Source organism: Streptomyces sp. NPDC020490 (genome assembly GCF_044335305.1).
In the GTDB taxonomy this organism is placed as follows: domain Bacteria; phylum Actinomycetota; class Actinomycetes; order Streptomycetales; family Streptomycetaceae; genus Streptomyces.
Map to the genome: position 1 here is coordinate 30,404 of NZ_JBIRUY010000039.1, position 20,862 is coordinate 51,265.

At 72.9% G+C, this 20,862-nt stretch carries 19 protein-coding genes; 12 read left to right on the plus strand and 7 right to left on the minus strand.

The window, feature by feature from the left end:
- The first annotated feature begins 6 nt into the window (after positions 1-6).
- The 3 genes from ACH4ZX_RS32405 to ACH4ZX_RS32415 all read left to right on the plus strand — a co-directional run bounded on the left by ACH4ZX_RS32405 (position 7) and on the right by ACH4ZX_RS32415 (position 3,080).
- Positions 7-462, plus strand: a complete 456-nt coding sequence (locus ACH4ZX_RS32405; protein WP_398280603.1) for a PH domain-containing protein — start codon at positions 7-9, stop codon at positions 460-462.
- A 210-nt stretch (positions 463-672) separates the two neighbouring features.
- Positions 673-1,998, plus strand: a complete 1,326-nt coding sequence (locus ACH4ZX_RS32410; protein ID WP_398280606.1) for a hemolysin family protein — start codon at positions 673-675, stop codon at positions 1,996-1,998.
- The gene (locus ACH4ZX_RS32415; RefSeq protein ID WP_398280609.1) at positions 1,995-3,080 is read left to right on the plus strand and encodes a hemolysin family protein; all 1,086 of its coding nucleotides are present in this window, start codon (positions 1,995-1,997) and stop codon (positions 3,078-3,080) included. Before ACH4ZX_RS32410 ends, ACH4ZX_RS32415 begins: the two co-directional genes overlap by 4 nt.
- 22 nt (positions 3,081-3,102) lie before the next feature.
- Here ACH4ZX_RS32415 and ACH4ZX_RS32420 read toward each other — a convergent pair whose 3' ends face one another.
- Together ACH4ZX_RS32420 and ACH4ZX_RS32425 are read right to left on the minus strand one after the other, a co-directional pair.
- On the minus strand, positions 3,103-4,962 hold the full coding sequence (locus tag ACH4ZX_RS32420) for an AAA family ATPase (RefSeq protein WP_398280612.1): 1,860 nt from the start codon (positions 4,960-4,962) through the stop codon (positions 3,103-3,105).
- Positions 4,963-5,392: 430 nt separating this feature from the next.
- The gene (locus ACH4ZX_RS32425) at positions 5,393-6,052 is read right to left on the minus strand and encodes a uridine kinase (protein WP_398280615.1); all 660 of its coding nucleotides are present in this window, start codon (positions 6,050-6,052) and stop codon (positions 5,393-5,395) included.
- Between the two features lie 299 nt (positions 6,053-6,351).
- Here ACH4ZX_RS32425 and ACH4ZX_RS32430 point away from each other — a divergent pair, with 299 nt between their 5' ends.
- The 4 genes from ACH4ZX_RS32430 (at position 6,352) to ACH4ZX_RS32445 (ending at position 10,312) form a co-directional block, all read left to right on the plus strand.
- Complete coding sequence (locus ACH4ZX_RS32430) at positions 6,352-7,704, plus strand: peptidase C39 family protein (protein ID WP_398280618.1); 1,353 nt, start codon at positions 6,352-6,354, stop codon at positions 7,702-7,704.
- A 219-nt stretch (positions 7,705-7,923) separates the two neighbouring features.
- A complete protein-coding gene (locus ACH4ZX_RS32435; RefSeq protein WP_398280621.1) occupies positions 7,924-8,079 on the plus strand; it encodes an SCO1431 family membrane protein in 156 nt (51 codons plus the stop codon).
- 66 nt (positions 8,080-8,145) lie between these two features.
- Positions 8,146-8,805: a TetR/AcrR family transcriptional regulator gene (locus ACH4ZX_RS32440; protein WP_398280624.1), complete on the plus strand. Its 660-nt coding sequence runs from the start codon at positions 8,146-8,148 to the stop codon at positions 8,803-8,805.
- A gap of 334 nt (positions 8,806-9,139) precedes the next feature.
- Positions 9,140-10,312, plus strand: coding sequence for an acyl-CoA dehydrogenase (locus ACH4ZX_RS32445; RefSeq protein WP_398280627.1), 1,173 nt, complete (start codon positions 9,140-9,142; stop codon positions 10,310-10,312).
- Between the two features lie 429 nt (positions 10,313-10,741).
- Here ACH4ZX_RS32445 and ACH4ZX_RS32450 read toward each other — a convergent pair whose 3' ends face one another.
- Positions 10,742-11,176: a hypothetical protein gene (locus tag ACH4ZX_RS32450; RefSeq protein WP_398280630.1), complete on the minus strand. Its 435-nt coding sequence runs from the start codon at positions 11,174-11,176 to the stop codon at positions 10,742-10,744.
- Between the two features lie 269 nt (positions 11,177-11,445).
- Between ACH4ZX_RS32450 and ACH4ZX_RS32455 the strand changes: the two genes are divergently transcribed.
- The 4 genes from ACH4ZX_RS32455 (at position 11,446) to fxsA (ending at position 15,519) form a co-directional block, all read left to right on the plus strand.
- The gene (locus ACH4ZX_RS32455; RefSeq protein ID WP_018548954.1) at positions 11,446-11,886 is read left to right on the plus strand and encodes an Lrp/AsnC family transcriptional regulator; all 441 of its coding nucleotides are present in this window, start codon (positions 11,446-11,448) and stop codon (positions 11,884-11,886) included.
- A gap of 58 nt (positions 11,887-11,944) precedes the next feature.
- Complete coding sequence (locus ACH4ZX_RS32460; RefSeq protein WP_398280633.1) at positions 11,945-13,558, plus strand: amidohydrolase; 1,614 nt, start codon at positions 11,945-11,947, stop codon at positions 13,556-13,558.
- A gap of 535 nt (positions 13,559-14,093) precedes the next feature.
- A complete protein-coding gene (locus ACH4ZX_RS32465; RefSeq protein ID WP_398280636.1) occupies positions 14,094-14,888 on the plus strand; it encodes a polyprenol monophosphomannose synthase in 795 nt (264 codons plus the stop codon).
- A gap of 67 nt (positions 14,889-14,955) precedes the next feature.
- Positions 14,956-15,519, plus strand: a complete 564-nt coding sequence (gene fxsA / locus ACH4ZX_RS32470; protein ID WP_398280639.1) for an FxsA family membrane protein — start codon at positions 14,956-14,958, stop codon at positions 15,517-15,519.
- A gap of 188 nt (positions 15,520-15,707) precedes the next feature.
- Here the strand turns inward: fxsA and ACH4ZX_RS32475 are convergent, their stop codons facing one another.
- The 4 genes from ACH4ZX_RS32475 to ACH4ZX_RS32490 all read right to left on the minus strand — a co-directional run bounded on the left by ACH4ZX_RS32475 (position 15,708) and on the right by ACH4ZX_RS32490 (position 19,186).
- Positions 15,708-16,082, minus strand: a complete 375-nt coding sequence (locus ACH4ZX_RS32475; RefSeq protein WP_003977404.1) for an RNA polymerase-binding protein RbpA — start codon at positions 16,080-16,082, stop codon at positions 15,708-15,710.
- 254 nt (positions 16,083-16,336) lie between these two features.
- Complete coding sequence (locus ACH4ZX_RS32480; RefSeq protein ID WP_398280642.1) at positions 16,337-17,671, minus strand: MFS transporter; 1,335 nt, start codon at positions 17,669-17,671, stop codon at positions 16,337-16,339.
- Between the two features lie 61 nt (positions 17,672-17,732).
- Positions 17,733-18,500 carry a glycerophosphodiester phosphodiesterase gene (locus ACH4ZX_RS32485; RefSeq protein ID WP_398280645.1) on the minus strand — a complete coding sequence of 256 codons (768 nt, stop codon included), beginning with the start codon at positions 18,498-18,500 and terminating at the stop codon, positions 17,733-17,735.
- The gene (locus tag ACH4ZX_RS32490; RefSeq protein WP_398280648.1) at positions 18,497-19,186 is read right to left on the minus strand and encodes a YitT family protein; all 690 of its coding nucleotides are present in this window, start codon (positions 19,184-19,186) and stop codon (positions 18,497-18,499) included. Before ACH4ZX_RS32490 ends, ACH4ZX_RS32485 begins: the two co-directional genes overlap by 4 nt.
- 64 nt (positions 19,187-19,250) lie before the next feature.
- On the opposite strand from ACH4ZX_RS32490, the gene ACH4ZX_RS32495 reads away from it, so the two are divergent.
- On the plus strand, positions 19,251-20,750 hold the full coding sequence (locus tag ACH4ZX_RS32495; protein WP_398280651.1) for a PLP-dependent aminotransferase family protein: 1,500 nt from the start codon (positions 19,251-19,253) through the stop codon (positions 20,748-20,750).
- Positions 20,751-20,862 lie beyond the last annotated feature (112 nt).

Genomic DNA, 20,862 nt, shown 5'->3' on the forward strand with positions numbered 1-20,862 from the left:
GCGCAGATGTCCGACCTGCCCGCTCTCCCCGTCACGTTCCGGCCCCGCCACACCCGGGTCGTCCTGCTCGGCGCCGGTGCCGCGATCTTCGCCGTCATCACCACGGTCGCGTTCCTGCTGGAGCAGCTGAGCCCCGGCGAACGCCTCAGCTTCGTCCTCACCGGGGCGATCCTGTTCGCGGTGCTCGCCCTTCTCGCCCGGGTGAAGGTCGTCGCGGACGAGTCCGGGGTGACCGTCGTCAACATCGTCAGCAGGCGGCGCCTGGACTGGGCGGAGATCGTCCAGGTCAACCTCCGCCCCGGCGACCCCTGGGTCTTCCTCAACCTCAGCGACGGCACCAGCCTGCCCGCCCTCGGCATCCAGCCGGGCATCGCCAGGCAGCACGCCATCGCCGACGCGCGGACCCTGCGCGCGCTGGCCGACGCCCGCTGCGCCAGGGATCCCGAGCCGCCTCGGGGCTGACTCGGGGCGTTCACCCGCGTTCACCCTGCCGTCCGGACCCATGTCTTGATTAATCTGTTGGGGGAGACGTCGTACGAGACGTCTCCGCCGCGACGGGCCCGCCCGGCCCGTCGGAGGCTTCCTGCTACCCGAGGAGTGACTCCCTCCAGCGATGGACGGATCGTCCTGTAGTACCTGCGCCGCCACCTCCCGGCCCTTCGAGGCGGCGGCATGACCATCCCCCTGCTCCTCCTGTCCGCCGCCTTCCTGCTGATCCTCGCCAACGGCTTCTTCGTGGCCGCCGAGTTCGGCCTGGTCACGGTCGAGTCGACGGACGCCGAGAAGGCCGCCGCCGAGGGCGACCGACGGGCCCGCACCGTCGTCGAGTCGCTGAAGGAACTGTCCTTCCAGCTCTCCGGCACCCAGCTCGGCATCACCATCACCTCCCTCGTCGTCGGCATGCTCGCCGAACCGGCGCTCGCCGAGCTGCTGCACGGCCCGTTCACGGCCGTCGGCCTGCCCGGGGGCGCGGTGTCCGGCATCGCCGTGGTGGTCGGCATGCTGCTGGCCTCCGCCGTGCAGATGGTGATCGGCGAGCTCGTGCCCAAGAACTGGGCGGTGTCCCGGCCGCTGCAGGTCGCGCGCTTCGTCGCGGGTCCGCAGCACGTGTTCGCGCGCCTGTTCCGCCCGGTCATCGCCGTGCTGAACGCGGTCGCCAACCGGCTCGTCCGGGCACTCGGCGTCGAACCCACCGCCGAGCTGGCCTCCGCCCGCACCCCCGGTGAGCTGGTCTCCCTCGCCCGGCACTCCGCGCAGGCCGGCGCCCTGGAGCAGGACACCGCCGACCTCTTCGTACGGACCCTGTCCCTCGGCGAGCTGACCGCGCAGCACGTGATGACCCCGCGCGTGAAGGTCAGCGCGCTGCAGTCGTCGGCGACGGCCGAGGACGTGGTCAACCTCACCCGCGCCACCGGCCTGTCCCGCTTCCCCGTGTACCGGGAGAAGATCGACGAGGTCGTCGGCATGGTCCACCTCAAGGACGCGCTGGCCGTCCCGGCGCCGGACCGGCTGCGCACGCCCGTCGGCGACATCGCGCGCCCGGCGCTGCTCGTCCCCGAGACCCTGCCGGTGCAGCCCCTGCTGGGCCGGCTGCGCAGCGAGCAGCCCATCGCCGTCGTCGTCGACGAGTACGGCGGCACGGCGGGCGTCGTGACCCTGGAGGACATCGTCGAGGAGCTCGTCGGCGAGGTCCGTGACGAGCACGACGGGCAGGACGTGCCGGAACTCGCCGCCGCGCCGCCGGAGGACGGCCGCCCCGCGTGGGACGCCGACGGCAGCTGCCGGGTCGACATCCTCCGGCGCATCGGCCTCGACGTGCCCGAGGGACCGTACGAGACCGTCGCCGGCCTGGTCGCCGACCTGCTGGGCCGGATCCCGGCCGTCGGCGACAGGGCCGAACTGCCGGGCTGGCGGCTGACGGTCCGCCGCGTCGGCCACTACCGCGCCGAGCGGGTCCGGCTGGTCAGGACCGGGCCGGTCATGGAGGTCGTCCGATGAGCGTGCTGCAACTGCTGTTCGCCGGGCTGCTCGTGCTCGCCAACGGCTTCTTCGTCGGCGCCGAGTTCGCGCTGGTCTCCGTGCGCCGCAGCCAGATCGAGCCACTGGGCACCGCCCGGGCCCGCCAGGTGCTGTACGGGCTGGAGCGGCTGCCGCAGATGATGGCCGCCGCCCAGTTCGGCATCACCGTCTGCTCGCTGACCCTGGGCGCGGTCGCCGAGCCGACGGTGGCGCACCTGCTGGAACCGGTCTTCGCGTGGGTGCGCCTCCCCGAGGGGATGATCCACCCGCTCGGCTACGTCATCGCGCTCGTCGCCGTCGTCTTCTTCCACCTCGTCGTCGGCGAGATGGTCCCGAAGAACCTCGCGATGGCGGCCCCGGAGAAGGCGGCGCTGTGGCTCAGCCCCGGCCTGGTCGCGTTCGCCCGCCTGTGCAGGCCCATCACCGTCGCGCTCGGCGCCTGCGCCCAGGGCATCCTGCGGCTGTTCCGCGTCGAGCCGAAGGACGCGGTGGAGGCCGTCTTCACCAGTGAGCAGCTCAACCGGCTGGTGGAGGACTCCGGCCAGGCCGGCCTGCTGGACCCGGAGGAACAGGAGCGCCTGGAGGACGCGCTGGAGCTGGGCTCCCGCCCGGTGACCGACGTGCTGCTGCGGCGGGAGTCGCTGATCACGGTCAGCCCCTCGGTCACGCCGGGGGAGATCGTGCGGCTCACCGCCCGCACCGGGTACTCCCGCTTCCCCGTCGCCGCGGACACCGGCGCCTTCATGGGCTACCTGCACGTCAAGGACGTCCTCGACCTGGAGGACTCGGAGCGGGCGGTGCCGCAGCAGCTGTGGCGTCCGATGACGACGCTCCGCTCGGACCTGCCCCTGGACGACGCCCTGACCGTGATGCGCCGCGCGGCGACCCACCTCGCGCAGGTGGCCGACGCCTCCGGCCGGGTGCTCGGCCTGGTCGCGCTGGAGGACGTGCTGGAGCTGCTGGTCGGCGAGGTACGGGACCCGGCGCACCGGGACCTGCCCGAGGTGAAGGTGACGGAGCCGCGGGGGAGCGGAACCCCGGAACAGGCGCTGGCCGGCTGACCGGCGGGCGGGGCCGCGGCTGTCACATCGCCGACGGATCCTGCGGCCCCCGCCCCGACAGCACCTCCCCGTACGCCTGCATCAGGTCCGGCAGCCGCAGCGTCGCCAGATCGTCCCGCGACGGCGTGCCCGGGTACGTCGTGAGCCGCAGGTCCCGGTAGGCGCAGCTCTTCTCGTACAGCGTGCGCAGGAACCGCCCGTTGCCCAGTTCGTCGATCCAGCCCTGGTCCACGACGTGCCCGGCGATCGAGCGCAGTTCGTCCAGGGCCTCCTCGTCCCACGCGTCGCCGTTCTCCGCCGCCAGCACCTCGCCGATCGCGGTCAGTTCGAGGGGGCGGTAGGACGGGAAGTCGACGCGGCTGGTGAAGCGGGAGGACAGGCCGGGGTTGGCGGTCAGCAGGCGGTCCATGCCCTCGGGGTAGCCGGCCAGGATCACCACCAGGTGGTCGCGGTTGTCCTCGGCACGCTTCAGCAGCACCTGCAGCGCCTCGTCGCCGTAGGCGTCGCCCTTGCCGTAGCCGGAGTTGGACAGCGAGTACGCCTCGTCGACGAAGAGGACGCCGCCGATCGCGGAGTCGATCAGCTCGTTGGCCTTCACCGCCGTCTGCCCCAGGTACTCGCCGACCAGGTCGGCGCGCTGTGCCTCCACCAGGTGGTCGCCGCCGAGCAGGCCGAGGGCGTAGAAGACGCGGCCCAGGATGCGGGCCACCGTGGTCTTGCCGGTGCCGGAGGGACCGGAGAAGACGAAGTGCCGCTTGGGCGGCTGGACCGGCAGGCCCTGCGCGGCCCGCAACCGCGCCATGTTCAACTGCGCGGACAGCGCCTTCACCTGGCGCTTCACCGGCTCGAGGCCCACCATCCGCTCGAGCTCGGCGAGCGCCTCCTCGAGCAGCACCGGATCGGTCGGTCCGGCGGGCAGCGTGGGCGCCGCCGCGTTCTTCTCGCGCACCGCCGGATCGGCCACCGTCGGCAGTGGGCCGGCCGGGGGCAGGTCGGCTTCGGAGAGGCGCAGGTCACGGCCCTCGATGCCGAAGAGCGGGTCGAGGATGTCCGGTCCCTCCAGGGCGTCCTGGCCGCCGGAGAGCGTGATCGCGGCGAGGTCGGCCGACTCGTCGTAGCCGTCGCCCTCGGCGATCGCCGTGAGCCGGGCCGAGGTGTCCATGAAGGCCGGGTCGACGCGGTGCACGGCCCGGTACAGCGGGAGGGCGGCGGCGCTGCGGCCGGTGCCCTCGTGCGCCCGGGCCAGCCAGTAGCGCAGCTCCTTGCGCTGCGGCTGCTCGCTGCGGCAGCGCATCAGGGCCGCCGCCAGCAGGGGCTCGGCCTGCCCGTACATCTCCAGCCGGACCCGGGCCATGCCGCCGAACAGGCCCGCCTCGATGCCGAGCAGGGAGTCGTCGATCAGCGGATCGGTGTGGCGGACGAGCTGTTCCCAGTCCTTCACGAGGTAGGCGCGGCAGGCGTGCAGGAAACGGACCTGGGGATCGGTGTCCACGGGCGGCAGTCCGGCGAGGGCCCGGTCCAGTTCCGGGACGTGGCGGCCGTCGAGCCAGTGGGAGGCGTGCGCGAGCAGCAGGTCGCGCGGGCTCTCCAGCACCGGCTGCACCCACCAGCCCAGCCAGTACCAGGAGTTGAGGGCCCGACGGTGCCGGGCGCGCTGCTCGCCGAAGCGTTCGCGGTGCCGGAACATCCGCAGCAGGGCGGTCGTCGTGTCGACGCGCAGCGCGTGCAGCCCGAGCCAGCCGTCGGCCATCCCCGGGTCCATCCGCACCGCCGCCCGGAACTCCTCCTCCGCCTGCGGGTAGGCCCCCATGGTGTAGGCGTCCACGCCTCGCAGCCAGGCGAGGTCGGCCGGGGCCTCGGGGCCCCGCGTGCCGAAGTCCATCACGTCCCCCACAAACCGTGCCCCCGTCGGTTCACCGCCGGGCCGTCGCCCGTCGGCCGCCTTGGTCCAACGGCTGTGCCGCGAACCGGAGTTGCAACGGTGCGCAGAGCAGCGTCCGCCGGTCGCACCGAGGGCATCGTACCTGCGGTGGTGTCGCCCGCCGTAGGGTGCCGCACAGGCCGTTCGGCGAGGTGGGAGCACCTGGGGCGCATCTCGGACGGTGACGGAGGGTGAGCGGATCGCGTCGTACGGTGTCCGGAGCGGGGCCGGGGACAGAACGAAGCCCCCGGTCACGGGGGAACAACCGGGGGCTTCGCGTCTGCGGGCGGCCTCGGACGGCCGCTCATTGAGAACGTAAGACCTGTACGGCCCGCCGGTCAAGCCGAGTTGAAGCACTCCGGGAAGTTCGCCCGCAAGCCCTTTCACAGGTTCACCACATTGCAGGTGGTCCGTCACCCTGCGTGATCTGCCGGTCCGGCCCGACGGTGGTCACCGGACCCGGAAGCACCTCATATCCGTCGGTCGACTGCCGTACCAGGAGGTCGGCGAAGGGTCTGGAGGGGTCCTCGGCGAAGTGCCGGCGCTCCGCCCGGACCCACCCGTCCCAGAACTCCCGCTGCTCCTCCCCGTCCCGCGTCCTGCCGCGCGTCCACGACTCCTCCGCCAGCAGGTCCATCCACAGCAGGTGCGCCAGATGCGGCCGCAGCGCGCGGCGGCCCGCGCCGACGCCCTCGACGAGGACGACCGGGGCGGGAGGCAGCGGGCGGGGCGGCGCGAAGTCGCGGGCGCGCCAGTCGTAGGGGGCGTAGTGCGCGGTCTCGCCGCGGCGCAGCGGTGCGACCACCTGGGTCAGCAGCCGCCCGGTCCACTCGAACAGCTCGTCGTGCGTGGCGAGGTCGTCCAGGTGCAGCACCGGCGCGCCGCCCAGTTCCCGGGCCAACTGCCCGGCGAAGGTGGACTTTCCGGATCCGGCGTGCCCGTCGACGCCGACCAGGCGGACCGGTCCGCAGGACGGGGGGAGCCGGCGGAGCCGGGAGGCGAGAAGGCGGATGACGCTTCCTTCGGGGGAGACGGGACACGGGCTCGGCACATTCTCTCGGGAACCCGCCGGAAAGACACGGCCCGGTCGGCCGCCGTCACCCCGTGACCTCGGGCTTGACCGACCGGGCGGGCCGACCGGAAGGGGCAGCCGGACCGCGCCGTGTCGACCGGGCGGGCGCAGGTCGCGCCAGTGGTCCACACCAATATTGGTGGGCGCGGCATGACCGGAAGCGCTGGCACGACGTGCCGCCTCCGGCCATAGTTGGCGCACAACCGTGCAGCGCGACCGTGCAGCGCAACCGTGCATGGGGCCCGCACCGACTCGATCACCTGGGGGTCATTCCGCCCATGAGCAGAGCCGAACAGCCGTCCCGCAGAACAGTCCTGGCAGCCGCGATGGCGGCGGCGGTGACCGCACCCATGGCCGTCGCCGGCCCCGCGGCGGCCGTGGCCGCGGACACCACCCCGGACCGCTTGGTCGACAACCGGGCCTGGACCACGCACGCCGACTGGCGCAGCGGCACCGCGCAGGGCGTCCGCCCCGTCGCCGGCCCGCGTCCCGGCGTGGCCATCGCCGCACCCGTCGGCACGGCCGACTACACGGACCCGCACACCGGGACGACCGCCGCGTGGGAGTACGCGACCTGGACCTCCCCGGTGCACAGGCTCTCCGTTCCGTCCACGGAGGCAATCGCCTCCTGGAACGCGCACACCCCGGCCGGCACCTGGCTCCAGGTCGAACTGAAGGGGACGTACTCCGACGGCACCGACACCCCCTGGTACGTGATGGGCCGCTGGGCGGCCGGCGACCAGGACATCCGGCGGACCTCGGTGGACGACCAGACGGACGGCAAGAGCAGCATCTGGACCGACACCTTCGCCATCGACGACGCCGCCACCGGTCTGCGCCTGACGTCGTACCGGCTGCGGCTCACCCTCTACCGCAAGCCCGGCACCCGGCTCACCCCGACCGTCTGGCGGCTCGGCGCGATGGGCTCCGACATCCCCGACCGCTTCACCGTCCCGGCCTCCGCTCCCGGCCTCGCCCGGGAACTGGACGTCCCGCGCTACTCGCAGGAGATCCACAAGGGGCAGTACCCCGAGTACGACAACGGCGGCGAGGCCTGGTGCAGCCCCACCTCCTCGCAGATGATCATCGAGTACTGGGGCGGCCGGCTCACCCCGGAGCAACTGGCCTGGGTGGACCCGTCGTACGTCGATCCGCAGATCTGCCACGCGGCCCGGTTCACCTACGACTACCAGTACCAGGGCTGCGGCAACTGGCCGTTCAACGCGGCCTACGCGGGCACCTTCCACGGCATCCAGGGCGTGGTCACCCGGCTCGGCTCGCTCACCGACCTGGAGACGCTGATCGCGGCCGGCGTCCCGGCCATCACCTCCCAGTCCTTCCTCGCGACGGAGCTCACGGGCGCGGGCTACGGCACCTCCGGGCACCTGATGACGGTGATCGGCTTCACCCCCGACGGCGACGTGATCGCGAACGACCCGGCCTCGCCGAGCGACGAGGCGGTGCGACGGGTGTACCGGCGCGGGGAGTTCGAGAACATCTGGCTGCGCACCAAGAGGTACGACGCGAACGGCCGGGTCAGAAGCGGCACCGGCGGCGTCTGCTACCTCTACTTCCCGGTCAGGCCGACCCCACGACAGCGCCGCGCCCTTGCGGCCGTCGGGGTCGCCTGACCGCCCGTCACGCCCGGAAGGGGCGACACGACGGGTGACGCCGCCGGGAGGCGGTCCGGCTTCGCGGCCGAGGGCGTGTGACCAAGCTCTCGGCCGCCGAAGGCGGCGAGCGGTGGCAAGGTGGACGAAACGGTGGGGAACCGGCCAGTGCACCCCGCCGGCGTGCCGGACCGGCGGGTCCGACCGGTACGTTCGAACGCCCGAGATCGGTGAGAGGTCATGACCGCACACTCAGCCACCGCAGCCCGCGTCCGCGCCCGCACCGGCGGCCCCGGGGGCGACGGGGGTGACGGGCCGAAGGTCCTCGAACACGTCATGGGCTGGACCCTCGCCGTGGTGATCGCGATCCTCGTGACCCGACTCGGTCTGCTGTGACCTGATCCGTACCCCGACCTGCCATACTGCGGATGTCCCGCCGCCCCTCGGACATCAGGGTCGAAATTGAATATCAGCCAGCAGAGCGACACCGTACCCCCACCGGCCCGCGGCACCGAGCGGTCGGTCGCGCGCCGGGCCGAACTCATCTCCATCGGGCGGAAGTTGTTCGCGGACGCACCGTACGACGCGCTCTCCATGGACGACATCGCCCGGCAGGCGCGGGTCGCCAAGGGGCTGATCTACTACTACTTCCGGTCCAAGCGCGGTTACTACCTGGCGATCGTCCGGGACTCCGTGGCCGACCTGGTCGCCTTCGCGGCGAGCGGCCTCGAACTGCCGCCCGTGGATCGTGTGCACCGCACCATCGACGGCTACCTCCGCTACGCCGAGCACAACCACGCCGCCTACCGCACGATCGTCAGCGGCGGCGTCGGCTTCGACACCGAGGTGCACGCCATCCGGGACGGCGTGCGCGAGACGATCGTGGCGACCGTGGCCGAAGGGGCGTACGGCCGCGGTGACATCGCCCCGCTGGCGCGTATGGGCCTGCTCGCCTGGGTGTGCAGTGTGGAGGGCGCCACCCTCGACTGGATCGCCCGCCCCGAGCTGAGCCGTGAGGTGATGTGCGAGCTGCTCGTCAGGACGCTGGGCGGTGCGATGCGCGCCATCGCGGAACTCGACCCCGCCTACCCGGCCCCGCAACCCGCCCGCCGCGACGGATGACGAAAGCCGGCCACGGGCCGGCTCCGCGACGGCCGTGGGCGAACGCCCTTGTTGTTGTCATGCATGCAACAACAAGCGGCCGCGAGGGGTGCAGGCCATTTCTGAGCGATGGTGCCGCCCGGTCCCCGGCGGTACGATTTTCTTGAAGTAAGCGGTCGTTAACTGGTGACGCGGTGTCGCCGATCGGGCATACTCACAGCGCGCAGCCGCTGGTCAGCAGCTTCCGTGACCCGGAAGCGCGGGCACCGGCCGCGCCCGAAGTACGAGCCGGCGGCGCCGCCCCCACCCAAGGTGCACGTCCGCCCATGCGCCCGACAGGGAGGAGAGCGTCGCCATGCCCGACCGCGCCCCGCAGCCGGTGGACCGGCAACTGCCCACGGACGAGGCCCGGGACCTGATCTCGCTCGTCCGCGACATCGCGCAGCGTGAGATCGCCCCCGGGGCGGCCGCGGAGGAGGACGCCGGGCGCTTCCCGCGCGAGGTCTTCTCCCTGCTGTCCGAGGCGGGCCTGCTCGGCCTGCCCTACGACTCCGAGTACGGAGGCGGCGACCAGCCGTACGAGGTCTACCTCCAGGTCCTCGAGGAACTCGCCGCGGCCCGTCTCACCGTCGGCCTCGGTGTCAGCGTGCACACCCTCGCCTCCTACGCGCTCGCCGCCTACGGCACCAAGCAGCAGCAGGTCGAGCACCTGCCCGCGATGCTCGGCGGCGGGCTGCTCGGCGCCTACTGCCTGTCCGAACCCGCGTCCGGCTCGGACGCGGCGTCCCTGCGCACGAAGGCGGTCCGCGACGGCGACGAGTGGGTGATCACCGGCACCAAGGCGTGGATCACGCACGGCGGCATCGCCGACTTCTACACGGTCATGGCACGCACCGGCGAAGAGGGGCCGCGCGGGATCACCGCCTTCCTGGTCCCCGGCGACGCCGAGGGCCTCAGCGGGGCCGCGCCCGAGAAGAAGATGGGCCTGAAGGGCTCGCCCACCGCGCAGGTCCACTTCGACGGCGTGCGGGTCTCCGACGACCGGCGCATCGGCGAGGAGGGCCAGGGCTTCGCCATCGCGCTGGCCTCCCTCGACTCCGGCCGGCTCGGCATCGCGGCCTGCGCGATCGGCGTCGCCCAGGCCGCGCTCGACGAGGCGGTCGCCTACGCCGCCGGGCGGCGGCAGTTCGGCCGGCCCATCGCGGACTTCCAGGGGCTGCGCTTCATGCTCGCCGACATGGCGACCCAGATCGAGGCGGGCCGCGCGCTGTACCTGGCGGCGGCGCGGCTGCGCGACGCGGGGCTGCCGTTCGCCAAGCAGGCCGCCATGGCGAAACTGCACTGCACCGACACCGCCATGAAGGTGACGACCGACGCCGTGCAGATCCTCGGCGGGTACGGCTACACCGCCGACTTCCCCGCGGAGCGCTACATGCGCGAGGCCAAGGTCCTGCAGATCGTCGAGGGCACCAATCAGATCCAGCGGATGGTCATCGCCCGTCATCTCGCGGGTCCGGAGACGCGCTGAACTGACCCGGTCTGACCTGCGGCGCCGCGAGCCGGACCCACTCCGGGTCGTGGCGCCCCGGCAGGGTGCGGCCCCGGTCGGCCCAGGTACGCATCAGGTCCCGGTAGATGGGCGGGTCATGGGGCGCCGACGGCGCAGGCGAAACCCTTCCCGCGGGCGGCGGCACGAACACCCGGCGCAGACGCCCAGTCGCTCGGTAGGTGGCGGTCATACCACACCAACGCGCCGGACGGCGTCGAGGTCACCGTCGGGGAACCGTCCGTTCGTCCACGAGTGCCCGGCGAACCACGTCACGGCCGCCGGTCCGGCGGATCCGGGCACGTCGGACCTGCACCGCGGCGCTCTGCGGGCCATGGTGCAGGACGATGACCGGTACGGCCGGAAAGCGGAAAGACCGGGAAGGCGTGACGGCCCGTCAGGGGCGGACGCTCAGGCGGCGTGACGCCGCATCACGGGGACCCGGATCGGGCGCGAGCCCGGGCCGCCGACGTGCGAGAAGGGCTGCATCCGCCAGTCGAGTCCCTGGGGGAGCGTCAGCAGCAGGGCGGTCTCCTGCTCCTGCGGCTTCACCGACTCGTCCGCGGGGCGGGCGTCGGCGGCGTTGCGGCCCGTGCCGGCGCAGACCGTGAGGCCGAACGGGTTCCACGGCGAGGCGCACAGCGCGTGCTCGGGCAGGACCTCCTCGTCCGCCAGCAGGGCGATGGGCTGCGCGCAGTCCGGGCAGATCACCCGGTACATCTCGAAGGTGTCGTACGCGTCGAACTCGTCGTCGTAGGCGTCGGGTTCGACGCCCTCCGGCTCGGGTTCGACGACCGCCTGGAGACGCTTGGGTGCGGTACGACCAGGACGCTTAAGACTCTGCATGGGATTCTCCCCCTCGGGCTGGGCCGTGAAGGCGCTGCGGCCTCGACCACAGCAAGCATTTCCCCCTCGCCACCGGCGGTAATCACGAGAACATCACGGAGAGTGCCAGGTGGCTGTGGTGTTCGTCACATGCCGACCGGTGGTGCCCGTGGCGGAGGTCTTTGTCCCACAGGCGGCTCACATCCTGCTCCCGGCCACATCACGAACCGGGTATGACCTGGGCTGCTCAGGTATCGGAGGAGATCAAGCGCACTGTAGGTTCTTGCGCCATGGAGGAGCTGGACCGACAGATCGTGCAGCTGCTCGTCAAGGACGGGCGGATGAGCTACACAGACCTGGGCAAGGCCACGGGCCTGTCCACGTCGGCCGTGCACCAGCGGGTGCGCCGGCTGGAGCAGCGTGGCGTCATCCGCGGCTATGCCGCGGTCGTCGACCCCGAGGCCGTGGGGCTGCCCCTGACCGCCTTCATCTCGGTGAAACCGTTCGACCCCAGCGCCCCCGACGACATCGCGGACCGCCTGGCCGGCGTTCCCGAGATCGAGGCGTGCCACAGCGTGGCCGGCGACGAGAACTACATCCTCAAGGTCCGCGTGGCCACCCCGCACGAGCTGGAGGAACTGCTGGCCCGGCTGCGTTCCCTGGCCGGGGTGTCCACCCGGACCACCGTCGTCCTGTCCACCCCGTACGAGGCCCGGCCGCCGCGCATCTAGGCCCTCCGGGCCCGCCCCAGGTGCGGGCCGGGGGCCGCCGCGCGAGAAACTGTCGGTCATGAGTGAACGCACCGACCAGCCCGAGACCGTACTGCTCCGCCGCGGCGAGGTCCACAGCCCCGCCGACCCCTTCGCCACCGCGATGGTCGTCGAGCGCGGCCAGGTCGCCTGGGTCGGCTCCGAGGGCGCCGCCGACGCCTTCGCGGACGGCGTGGACGAGACCGTCGACCTGGACGGCGCCCTGGTCACCCCCGCGTTCACCGACGCCCATGTGCACACCACCGCCACCGGCCTCGCGCTCACCGGCCTCGACCTGTCCGACGCCCCGTCCCTCGAGGCGGCCCTCGCCCGCGTGCGCGACTTCGCCGCCGCCCGCCCGGACGACCGCGTGCTGCTCGGCCACGGCTGGGACGCCGCCCGCTGGCCCGGCGGACGCCCGCCCACGCGCGCGGAACTCGACGAGGCCACCGGCGGACGCCCGCTGTACCTGTCCCGCATCGACGTGCACTCGGCCGTCGTCACGACGGCGCTGCTCGACCTGGTGGGCCGCGACCTCGGCCCGGTGGACGGCCCGCTCACCGCCGACGCCCACCACGCCGTACGCGCCGCCGCCCTCGCCGCGATCACGCCGCGGCAGCGCACCGAGGCCCAGCGTGCCGCCCTCGCCCGTGCCGCCTCCCTGGGCATCGGGTCGGTCCACGAGTGCGCCGGCCCCGAGATCTCCTCGGAGGACGACCTCACCGGCCTGCTGCGGCTCGCGGCCGAGGAGCCCGCACCGCGGGTCGTCGGCTACTGGGCCCAGCAGGGCGAGGAGGGGGTCGCCAGGGCCCGGGAACTGGGCGCGGCCGGCGCCGCGGGCGACCTCTTCGCCGACGGAGCCCTCGGCTCGCACACCGCCTGCCTGCACCGGCCCTACGCCGACGCCGACCACACCGGCACCGCCTACCTGGACGCGGCCGCCGTGGCGGCCCACGTCACCGCCTGCACCGAGGCCGGTATCCAGGCGGGCTTCCACGCCATCGGCGACGCGGCCGTGACCACGGTCGTCGAAGGGGTGCGCGCCGCCGCCGACAAGGTCGGCCTCGCCCGCGTCCGCGCCGCCCGCCACCGCGTCGAACACGCCGAGATGCTCACCCCCGAGACGGTCGCGGCCTTCGCCGAACTGGGCCTGACCGCCTCCGTGCAGCCCGCCTTCGACGCGCTGTGGGGCGGCGACGACGGCATGTACGCCCAGCGTCTGGGGGCGGAGCGGGCGCGCACCCTCAATCCGTTCGCGGCGCTGCTGCGCGCCGGCGTCCCGCTCGCCTTCGGCTCCGACAGCCCGGTCACCCCCCTCGACCCGTGGGGCACGGTCCGCGCCGCCGCCTTCCACCGCACGCCCGGGCACCGCGTCTCCGTGCGGGCGGCGTTCACCGCCCACACGCGGGGCGGCTGGCGGGCGGTCGGACGGGACGGCGCGGGCGTCCTGGTGCCCGGCGCGCCCGCGGACTACGCCGTGTGGCGCACCGGCGAACTGGTGGTCCAGGCCCCCGACGACCGGGTCGCCCGCTGGTCCACCGACCCCCGGTCCGGCACCCCCGGCCTGCCCGACCTGACGCCCGGCCGGGACCTCCCGGTGTGCCTGCGCACCGTGGTCGCAGGGCGGACGGTGTTCGTACGGCCGGGCGAGTGATCTACGGCCGCGGTGCGGGCGCGGGAGGCCGCCGCCACCCGGTCGCACGACCTGCGCATCCTCCGCTCTGACCAGGGCTTTCTCCGAGAACCCGCAGGTCGAACGGCTGTTGACAGGCGACGGCAGGGGGCCGGTAGGTTCGGCCGGGTCCACCACCGGACGCCCGACCGGGGAATGTCCGTGCAGTCGCCGCGGCGCCGCTGGGTCAGGGACGGTGTGCCGCACCGGGGCACCGTCGCTGGCAGCCAGGCCCAGTGCCCGCGCCGCGACGAGGGACGGTTCCGGCCGGTCGGGAAGGTGTGACCCGGGTGGGGCCCGGGTGCTCAGTAGACAACGGCTTCAGGTCGACCCGCAGCCGGCGGGTCCCAGGTCGGCCCGAAGGGCGCCGGGCCCCCACTCCGCAGCGAGCGAGTCACCGACGCGCGTTCTTACCCCGCTTTTGCGGAAACGACACCACCGTACGAACCTGTTGTCACGTCATCGCAGGCCGCGGCCACTATGGTGGACCTCTGCGTACGGAGATGAAGGGGCAGCAGTGAACGACGGCGACGGGACCCACGCGGCACGGGCCCAGGAGAGGCGCTTCGGCCCGCTCGGCACGGCGTTGGTGATCATTCCGACCTACAACGAGGCGGAGAACATCAAGGCCATCGTCGGCCGGGTGCGCAAGGCCGTTCCCGAGGCGCACGTCCTCGTGGCCGACGACAACAGCCCCGACGGCACCGGCAAGCTCGCCGACGAACTGGCCGTCGAGGACGACCACGTCCAGGTGCTGCACCGCAAGGGCAAGGAGGGGCTGGGCGCCGCCTACCTGGCGGGTTTCCGCTGGGGCCTGGAGAAGGGGTACGGCGTCCTGGTGGAGATGGACGCCGACGGCTCCCACCAGCCCGAGGAACTGCCCCGCCTGCTGACCGCGCTCAAGACCGCCGACCTCGTCCTCGGCTCCCGCTGGGTACCCGGCGGCCGGGTGGTCAACTGGCCGCGCAGCCGGGAGTTCATCTCCCGCGGCGGCAGCCTCTACTCGCGGCTCGCCCTCGACCTGCCGCTGCGCGACATCACCGGCGGCTACCGCGCCTTCCGCCGCGAGACCCTGGAAGGCCTCGGTCTCGACGAGGTCGCCTCCCAGGGCTACTGCTTCCAGGTCGACCTCGCCCGCCGCGCGGTCAAGGCCGGCTACCACGTGGTCGAGGTGCCCATCACCTTCGTCGAGCGCGAACTCGGCGACTCCAAGATGAGCCGCGACATCCTGGTCGAGGCGCTGTGGCGGGTCACGGCATGGGGCGCGACCGAACGGGTCGGCAAGGTCCTGGGACGCGACAAGAAGTCCTAGGGCCGCCCCAGGATCCGTGAGGCCGCGGTTTATCCCGTACTGAGCCGGGCCCAGGCACACTGGAGGCATGACGACTGGCGCTCCGACCCCCACGTACCCCGCCCGGCCCCGACCCCGGCGCTCACGGCTGCGGACCTGGCTGCCGCTGGGCATCGCGGCCTGGCTGGTGCTGGAGATCTGGCTGCTGACGGTGGTGGCCGACGCGTCCAGCGGGCTCGTCGTGTTCCTGTTGCTCCTCGCGGGCGTCGTGCTCGGTTCCGCGGTGATCAAGAAGGCCGGCCGACGCGCCTTCCAGAACCTGAACGAGGCGCTGCAACGCGGCGGCAGCCCCTCGCGCGGCGGCGGCAACGGCCTGCTGATGCTGGGCGGCCTGCTCCTGATGGTCCCCGGTCTGATCTCGGACGCGGTGGGCCTGGTGCTGCTGATCCCGCCGGTGCAGAAGGCCCTCGGCCGCTACACGGAACGCACCCTGGAGCGCAAGCTGCGCACGGCCTCCCCGGGCAGCCTGGGTGACGCCTTCCAGCAGGCCCGCATCCACCGCCCCGACGGCAAGGTCGTGCGGGGCGAGGTGATCCGGGACGACGAGCCGGGGGACGCGCAGCCGGGCCCGCGGCCGCCGTTGACGCGCTGAGCCCGTCGCGCGGCACACGAGCGAATTGCCGCGCGGCACGCGGGCCAGTTGTCGCGCGGCACACGTCCGAGGGACCACGGAGGGGCCACCGAGGGACCTACGACGACTGCGGGCGCTCACGTGGAACTCCACGTGAGCGCCCGCAGTCGCGTGCGTGTGCTGTCGTCGTCCGCCTGGCCGTGAAGGCCCTACGCCGACTTGCGGCTGTCCCGCGGATGAACGGCGATGTTCATCGCGCCGGAGCGCAGTACCGCCAGACGCTCCTCGAGGACCTCTTCGAGTTCCTCGCGGGTGCGCCGCTCCATCAGCATGTCCCAATGCGTACGCGCGGGCTTGGCCTTCTTCTCTTCCGGGCCGTCGCCGTCGACCAGGAGTGCCTGGGCCCCGCAGACCTTGCACTCCCACTCCGGCGGGATCTCCGCCTCGACCGAGAAGGGCATCTCGAAACGGTGCCCCTTCTCACATGCGTACTCCACGGCCTGGCGCGGGGCCAGGTCGATGCCGCGGTCCGTCTCGTAGCTGGTCACCACGAGGCGCGTGCCGCGAAGAGCTCGCTCACTCATGAATCGTGCCTCCCGGGCTTGTCGCCCACAGGACAGGTGTCGCTGTCGTCGTCATCCGGTCAACGTCCGGTCGGCGGTAAAGATTCCCGTTCCGGGTCATGCGTCGCCGTCGTAGCCGCCCTTGTTCTACCCACCCGCGCCCGGTTTGTCACATCTGATGGCAGATGTCACCCAGTGCTTCGGCATCTTTGACGCGCAGTGACGGTACGCCTGGCAGGCCAAACGCGTACACTACCGCTCTTTCGCCGTGAGTGCTAAATCCTCTCGGGAACCGGGTTGCCCGCGTCGCCGATCGCCCGGCGAACCGGAACCCGTGCGAGCAGCGTGAACCCGATCACGAAGAACGCCACCAGCGACAGGATCGCGTCCCGGTAACTCCCGGTGAGCTGGTACGTGATCCCGAACAGCAGGGGACCCAGCCAGCTCATGCCGCGGTCGCTCAGTTCGTACGCCGAGAAGTACTCGGCCTCCTTGCCCGGCGGGACCAGGTGCGAGAACAGGGACCGGGACAGCGCCTGGCTGCCGCCCAGCACCAGGCCGATCCCGGCGGCGAGCACGAAGAACCACAACGGCGCCCCGGCCGGCAGGAAGAACCCGGCGCCCAGCGTCACCGTCCACGCCACCAGCGATCCGAGGATCGTGCGCTTCGCGCCGTAGGTCCGGGCCAGCCGTCCCATCGCCAGCGCTCCCGCCACCGCCAGCACCTGCACCAGGAGCACGGCCCCGATGAGGGTCGACTGGCCGAGGCCCAGTTCCTCGGATCCGTACACCGAGGCTTGCGAGATCACCGTCTGGATGCCGTCGTTGTAGACGAGGTACGCCAGCAGGAAGGCCAGCGTCAGCGGATGGCGGCGCATGTCGCGCACGGTCGCCGTGAGCTGCCGCAGGCCGGGGGCCGTCGCCTCCTCCGGCCGGGGCCGGCGGTCGCGCAGCCGCCGCAGGGGCACGAGCGTGAACGCGCCCCACCACAGGCCCGCGGAGGCCAGGCAGACCCGTACGGCCGCGGTCTCCGTCAGGCCGAAGGTGTCGTGCGCGGTGTAGAGGACGAGGTTCGCGACCAGGACCAGCGAGCCCGCCGCGTACCCGAAGGCCCAGCCCCGGGAGGAGACGGCGTCGCGCTCCTCGGGCGGGGCGATCTGGGGCAGATAGGAGTTGTACAGCATCATCGCCACCGACTGCGCCGCGTTCGCGACCACCAGCAGCAGCCCGCCGAGCAGATAGCGGTCGCCGTCCAGGAAGAACATGCCCGCCGTCGCCGCGGCCCCCACGTAGGCGGCGGCGCCCAGCAGCGGCTTCTTCCGGCCGGTGCGGTCGGCCGCGGCGCCCACCACGGGCATCACCAGCACCGCCACGATCACCGACAGGGACACCGCGTACGCGAAGAACGACCCGGCGCGCACCGGTATCCCCAGCGGGTGCACGAACCCGTCCGCGTCCGCCGCCGACTCCGCGACCGACGTCAGGTACGGGCCGAGGAACACCGTGAGCACGCTCGTGGAATAGACGGAGCAGGCCCAGTCGTAGAAGTACCATCCGCGCTGCTCGCGCCGCCGGTCGGTGGGCTTGGCCCGCACGGTGTCGATGGCCACCCGTGCCCTCGCTTCCCCGCTGAGAGTGCCGTGCGCAGGCACGGGACGGCGTTCCGGATGCTCAGACCCAGACGCCGCGTTCCTCCATGACCTTGCGCAACGTGTCGATGTGATCGGTCATGATGCCATCCACGCCCAGGTCCAGCAGCCGGTGCATGCGCTCGGGCTCGTTGACGGTCCACACGTGCACCTGCAGCCCGCGCGCGTGGGCGGTGCGCACGAAGCGGCGGTCGACGACCTGGATGCCGGACTGCTCCTCGGGCACCTGCGCGGCGACGGCGGAGCGGCGCACCGCGGCCGGCACTCCCCAGGACCGCAGCCGCAGGCCGAGCACGCCCCGCGTGCCGTACGACGTCGCCAGGCGAGGACCGGCGAGGCGCTGCGCCCGCACCACACGCGCCTCGGAGAACGAGCCGACGCAGATCCGGTCCCAGGCGTCCATGCGCTCGACGAGGTCGAGGAAGGGGCGCAGCGCGGCTTCCGCCTTGAGGTCGACGTTCCAGCACACCTCGGGGAAGGTCTCCAGGAGTTCCTCGAACAGCGGCACCGGCTCGGCGCCCGCCACGCGCGCGCCCGCCACCTCCCGCCAGGGCAGGTCGGCGATGCGCCCCGCGCCGTCGGTGACCCGGTCGAGCGTCTCGTCGTGGAAGGCGACCAGCCTGCCGTCCGCCGTGACGTGGACGTCGGTCTCGATGTACCGGTAGCCCGTCCGCACCGCGCGCCGGAACTGCAGCACGGTGTTCTCCAGCCCGTCCGCCGCCCCGCCCCGGTGGGCGAAGGCGATCGGGCCGGGATGGTCGAGATAGGGGTGGCGTATCCGCGTGGTCACGGTCGCAGTATCGCGCCCAGCGGTTGCCCCTCGGCAACGACCGTGCTGCCGCCGGATGCCGACGGGACGTCGAACACCCGCAGGAAGAGCTGGGCGAGCGGGCCGATCGACACCGCGTACAGGACGGTGCCGACGCCGACCGTGCCGCCGAGGGCGAAGCCGGTCGCGACGACGGCCACCTCGAGCGCCGTGCGGATCAGCCGGATCGAGCGCCCGCTGCGCCGGTGCAGCCCGGTCATCAGTCCGTCGCGCGGACCCGGGCCGAGGCGAGCGGCGATGTACAGGCCGGTGGCCACGCCGTTGAGCAGGACTCCGCCGAGCAGCAGGGGCACGCGGACGGCGAGGGAGTGCGCGTCCGGGACCAGGGCGAGCGTGCCGTCCATCGCGATGCCGACCACGAACACGTTGGACACCGTGCCGAGGCCGGGGCGCTGGCGCAGCGGGATCCACAGCAGCAGCACCGCGGCGCCGACGACGATCGACACGGCCCCGATCGTCAGGCCGGTGAGCTCGGCCAGACCCTGGTGCAGCACGTTCCACGGCTCCAGCCCCAGCCCCGCCTCGACGAGGAGCGCGGAGCTGGCCCCGTACAGAACGAGTCCGGAGTACAGCTGGATCAATCGCCGCCCGAGACGGCTTCTTGCGGACAACGGTGCCCCCCGCGTGGTGGTAATGGACTGACGCATGACACCCTGTGGCTTGGGAAGAAACGCCATCCATGGCCAATTCGGGGAAGGTGGACTGATTTCTGTGGCGCAGTGGACTTCGGCGATGGGTGTGGCGCAGCTCGCCCGGCTGCTCAACTCCCAGCAGGAACGCCCGGCGGGCCCCGGTTCGCGACGTCCGCCCGCCTACCGGGCGCTGGCCGACGGCATCCGGCTGCTGGTCCTGGAGGGACGGGTGCCGGTGGCCGCCAGGCTGCCCGCCGAACGCGAGCTGGCGCTGGCGCTGTCGGTGAGCCGTACGACGGTGGCGGCCGCCTACGAGGCGCTGCGCACCGAGGGATTCCTGGAGTCCCGGCGCGGCGCCGGAAGCTGGACGGCCGTACCCGCCGGGAACCCCTTCCCGGCACGCGGTCTGGAACCCCTTCCGCCCGAGGCCCTCGGCTCGATGATCGACCTGGGCTGTGCCGCGCTCCCCGCCCCGGAACCGTGGCTGACCCGCGCCGTCCAGGGCGCCCTCGAGGAACTGCCGCCGTACGCCCACACGCACGGCGACTATCCGGCCGGGCTGCCCGCGCTGCGCTCGATGATCGCCGAGCGCTACACGGCCCGCGGTATCCCCACCATGCCCGAGCAGATCATGGTGACCACGGGCGCCATGGGCGCGATGGACGCGATCTGCCACCTGTTCGCGGGCCGCGGCGAGCGCATCGCCGTCGAGTCGCCGTCGTACGCCAACATCCTCCAGCTGATGCGGGAGGCGGGCGCGCGGCTCGTCCCCGTCGCGATGGCCGAGGGGCTGGCCGGCTGGGACATGGACCGCTGGCGGCAGGTGCTGCGCGACGCGGCGCCCCGGATCGCGTACGTGGTCGCCGACTTCCACAACCCGACCGGCGCCCTCGCCGACGAGGACCAGCGGCGGCGGCTCGTCGAGGCGTCCCGGTCGGCGGGGACGGTGCTCATCGCCGACGAGACGATGAGCGAACTGTGGCTGGACGAGGACGTCTCGATGCCCCGTCCGGTGTGCGCCTTCGACCCGGCCGGCTCCACGGTGATCACGGTCGGCTCGGCCAGCAAGGCCTTCTGGGCGGGGATGCGCATCGGATGGGTGCGGGCGGCGCCGGACGTGATCCGCAGCCTGGTCGCCGCGCGGGCGTACGCCGATCTCGGCACGCCGGTGCTGGAGCAGCTGGCCGTGAACTGGCTGTTCGGCACCGGCGGCTGGGAACAGGCCGTGCAGGTGCGGCGCACCCAGGCCCGGGACAACCGGGACGCCCTGGTCACCGCGGTGCGGCGGGAGCTGCCGGACTGGGAGTTCGAGGTGCCCCGGGGCGGGCTCACGCTGTGGGTGCGGACCGGGGGGCTGTCGGGATCCCGGCTCGCGGAGATGGGGGAGCGGGTCGGCGTGCGGGTGCCCTCGGGGCCGCGGTTCGGGGTGGACGGCGCCTTCGAGGGGTATGTGCGGCTGCCGTTCACGGTGGGCGGCGCGGTGGCCGAGGAGGCGGCGGTGCGGCTGGCCGCGGCTGCCCGCGCGGTGGAGACGGGCGCGTCGGGGTCGGGGGAGGCGCCGCGCACGTTCGTGGCGTAGCCGCGACGGCCGCGGGGTCACGGGGGCGGGCGGGCCGCGGGGCCGCGGGGGACGCGCGGCGCGCGAACCGTGGGGCTGCGGGGGACGCGCGGCGCGTGGGCCGCGGGTCATG

Excerpts from the sequence above, each read along its gene's own strand:
- ACH4ZX_RS32410 (WP_398280606.1), top strand. The coding sequence starts at position 673 with ATGACCATCCCCCTGCTCCTCCTGTCCGCCGCCTTCCTGCTGATCCTC.
- ACH4ZX_RS32445 (WP_398280627.1), top strand. The coding sequence starts at position 9,140 with ATGCCCGACCGCGCCCCGCAGCCGGTGGACCGGCAACTGCCCACGGAC.
- ACH4ZX_RS32490 (WP_398280648.1), bottom strand. The coding sequence starts at position 19,186 with ATGCGTCAGTCCATTACCACCACGCGGGGGGCACCGTTGTCCGCAAGA.
- ACH4ZX_RS32430 (WP_398280618.1), top strand. The coding sequence starts at position 6,352 with ATGAGCAGAGCCGAACAGCCGTCCCGCAGAACAGTCCTGGCAGCCGCG.
- ACH4ZX_RS32460 (WP_398280633.1), top strand. The coding sequence starts at position 11,945 with ATGAGTGAACGCACCGACCAGCCCGAGACCGTACTGCTCCGCCGCGGC.
- ACH4ZX_RS32450 (WP_398280630.1), bottom strand. The coding sequence starts at position 11,176 with ATGCAGAGTCTTAAGCGTCCTGGTCGTACCGCACCCAAGCGTCTCCAG.
- ACH4ZX_RS32420 (WP_398280612.1), bottom strand. The coding sequence starts at position 4,962 with ATGGACTTCGGCACGCGGGGCCCCGAGGCCCCGGCCGACCTCGCCTGG.
- ACH4ZX_RS32475 (WP_003977404.1), bottom strand. The coding sequence starts at position 16,082 with ATGAGTGAGCGAGCTCTTCGCGGCACGCGCCTCGTGGTGACCAGCTAC.
- fxsA (WP_398280639.1), top strand. The coding sequence starts at position 14,956 with ATGACGACTGGCGCTCCGACCCCCACGTACCCCGCCCGGCCCCGACCC.
- ACH4ZX_RS32435 (WP_398280621.1), top strand. The coding sequence starts at position 7,924 with ATGACCGCACACTCAGCCACCGCAGCCCGCGTCCGCGCCCGCACCGGC.
- ACH4ZX_RS32455 (WP_018548954.1), top strand. The coding sequence starts at position 11,446 with ATGGAGGAGCTGGACCGACAGATCGTGCAGCTGCTCGTCAAGGACGGG.
- ACH4ZX_RS32405 (WP_398280603.1), top strand. The coding sequence starts at position 7 with ATGTCCGACCTGCCCGCTCTCCCCGTCACGTTCCGGCCCCGCCACACC.
- ACH4ZX_RS32415 (WP_398280609.1), top strand. The coding sequence starts at position 1,995 with ATGAGCGTGCTGCAACTGCTGTTCGCCGGGCTGCTCGTGCTCGCCAAC.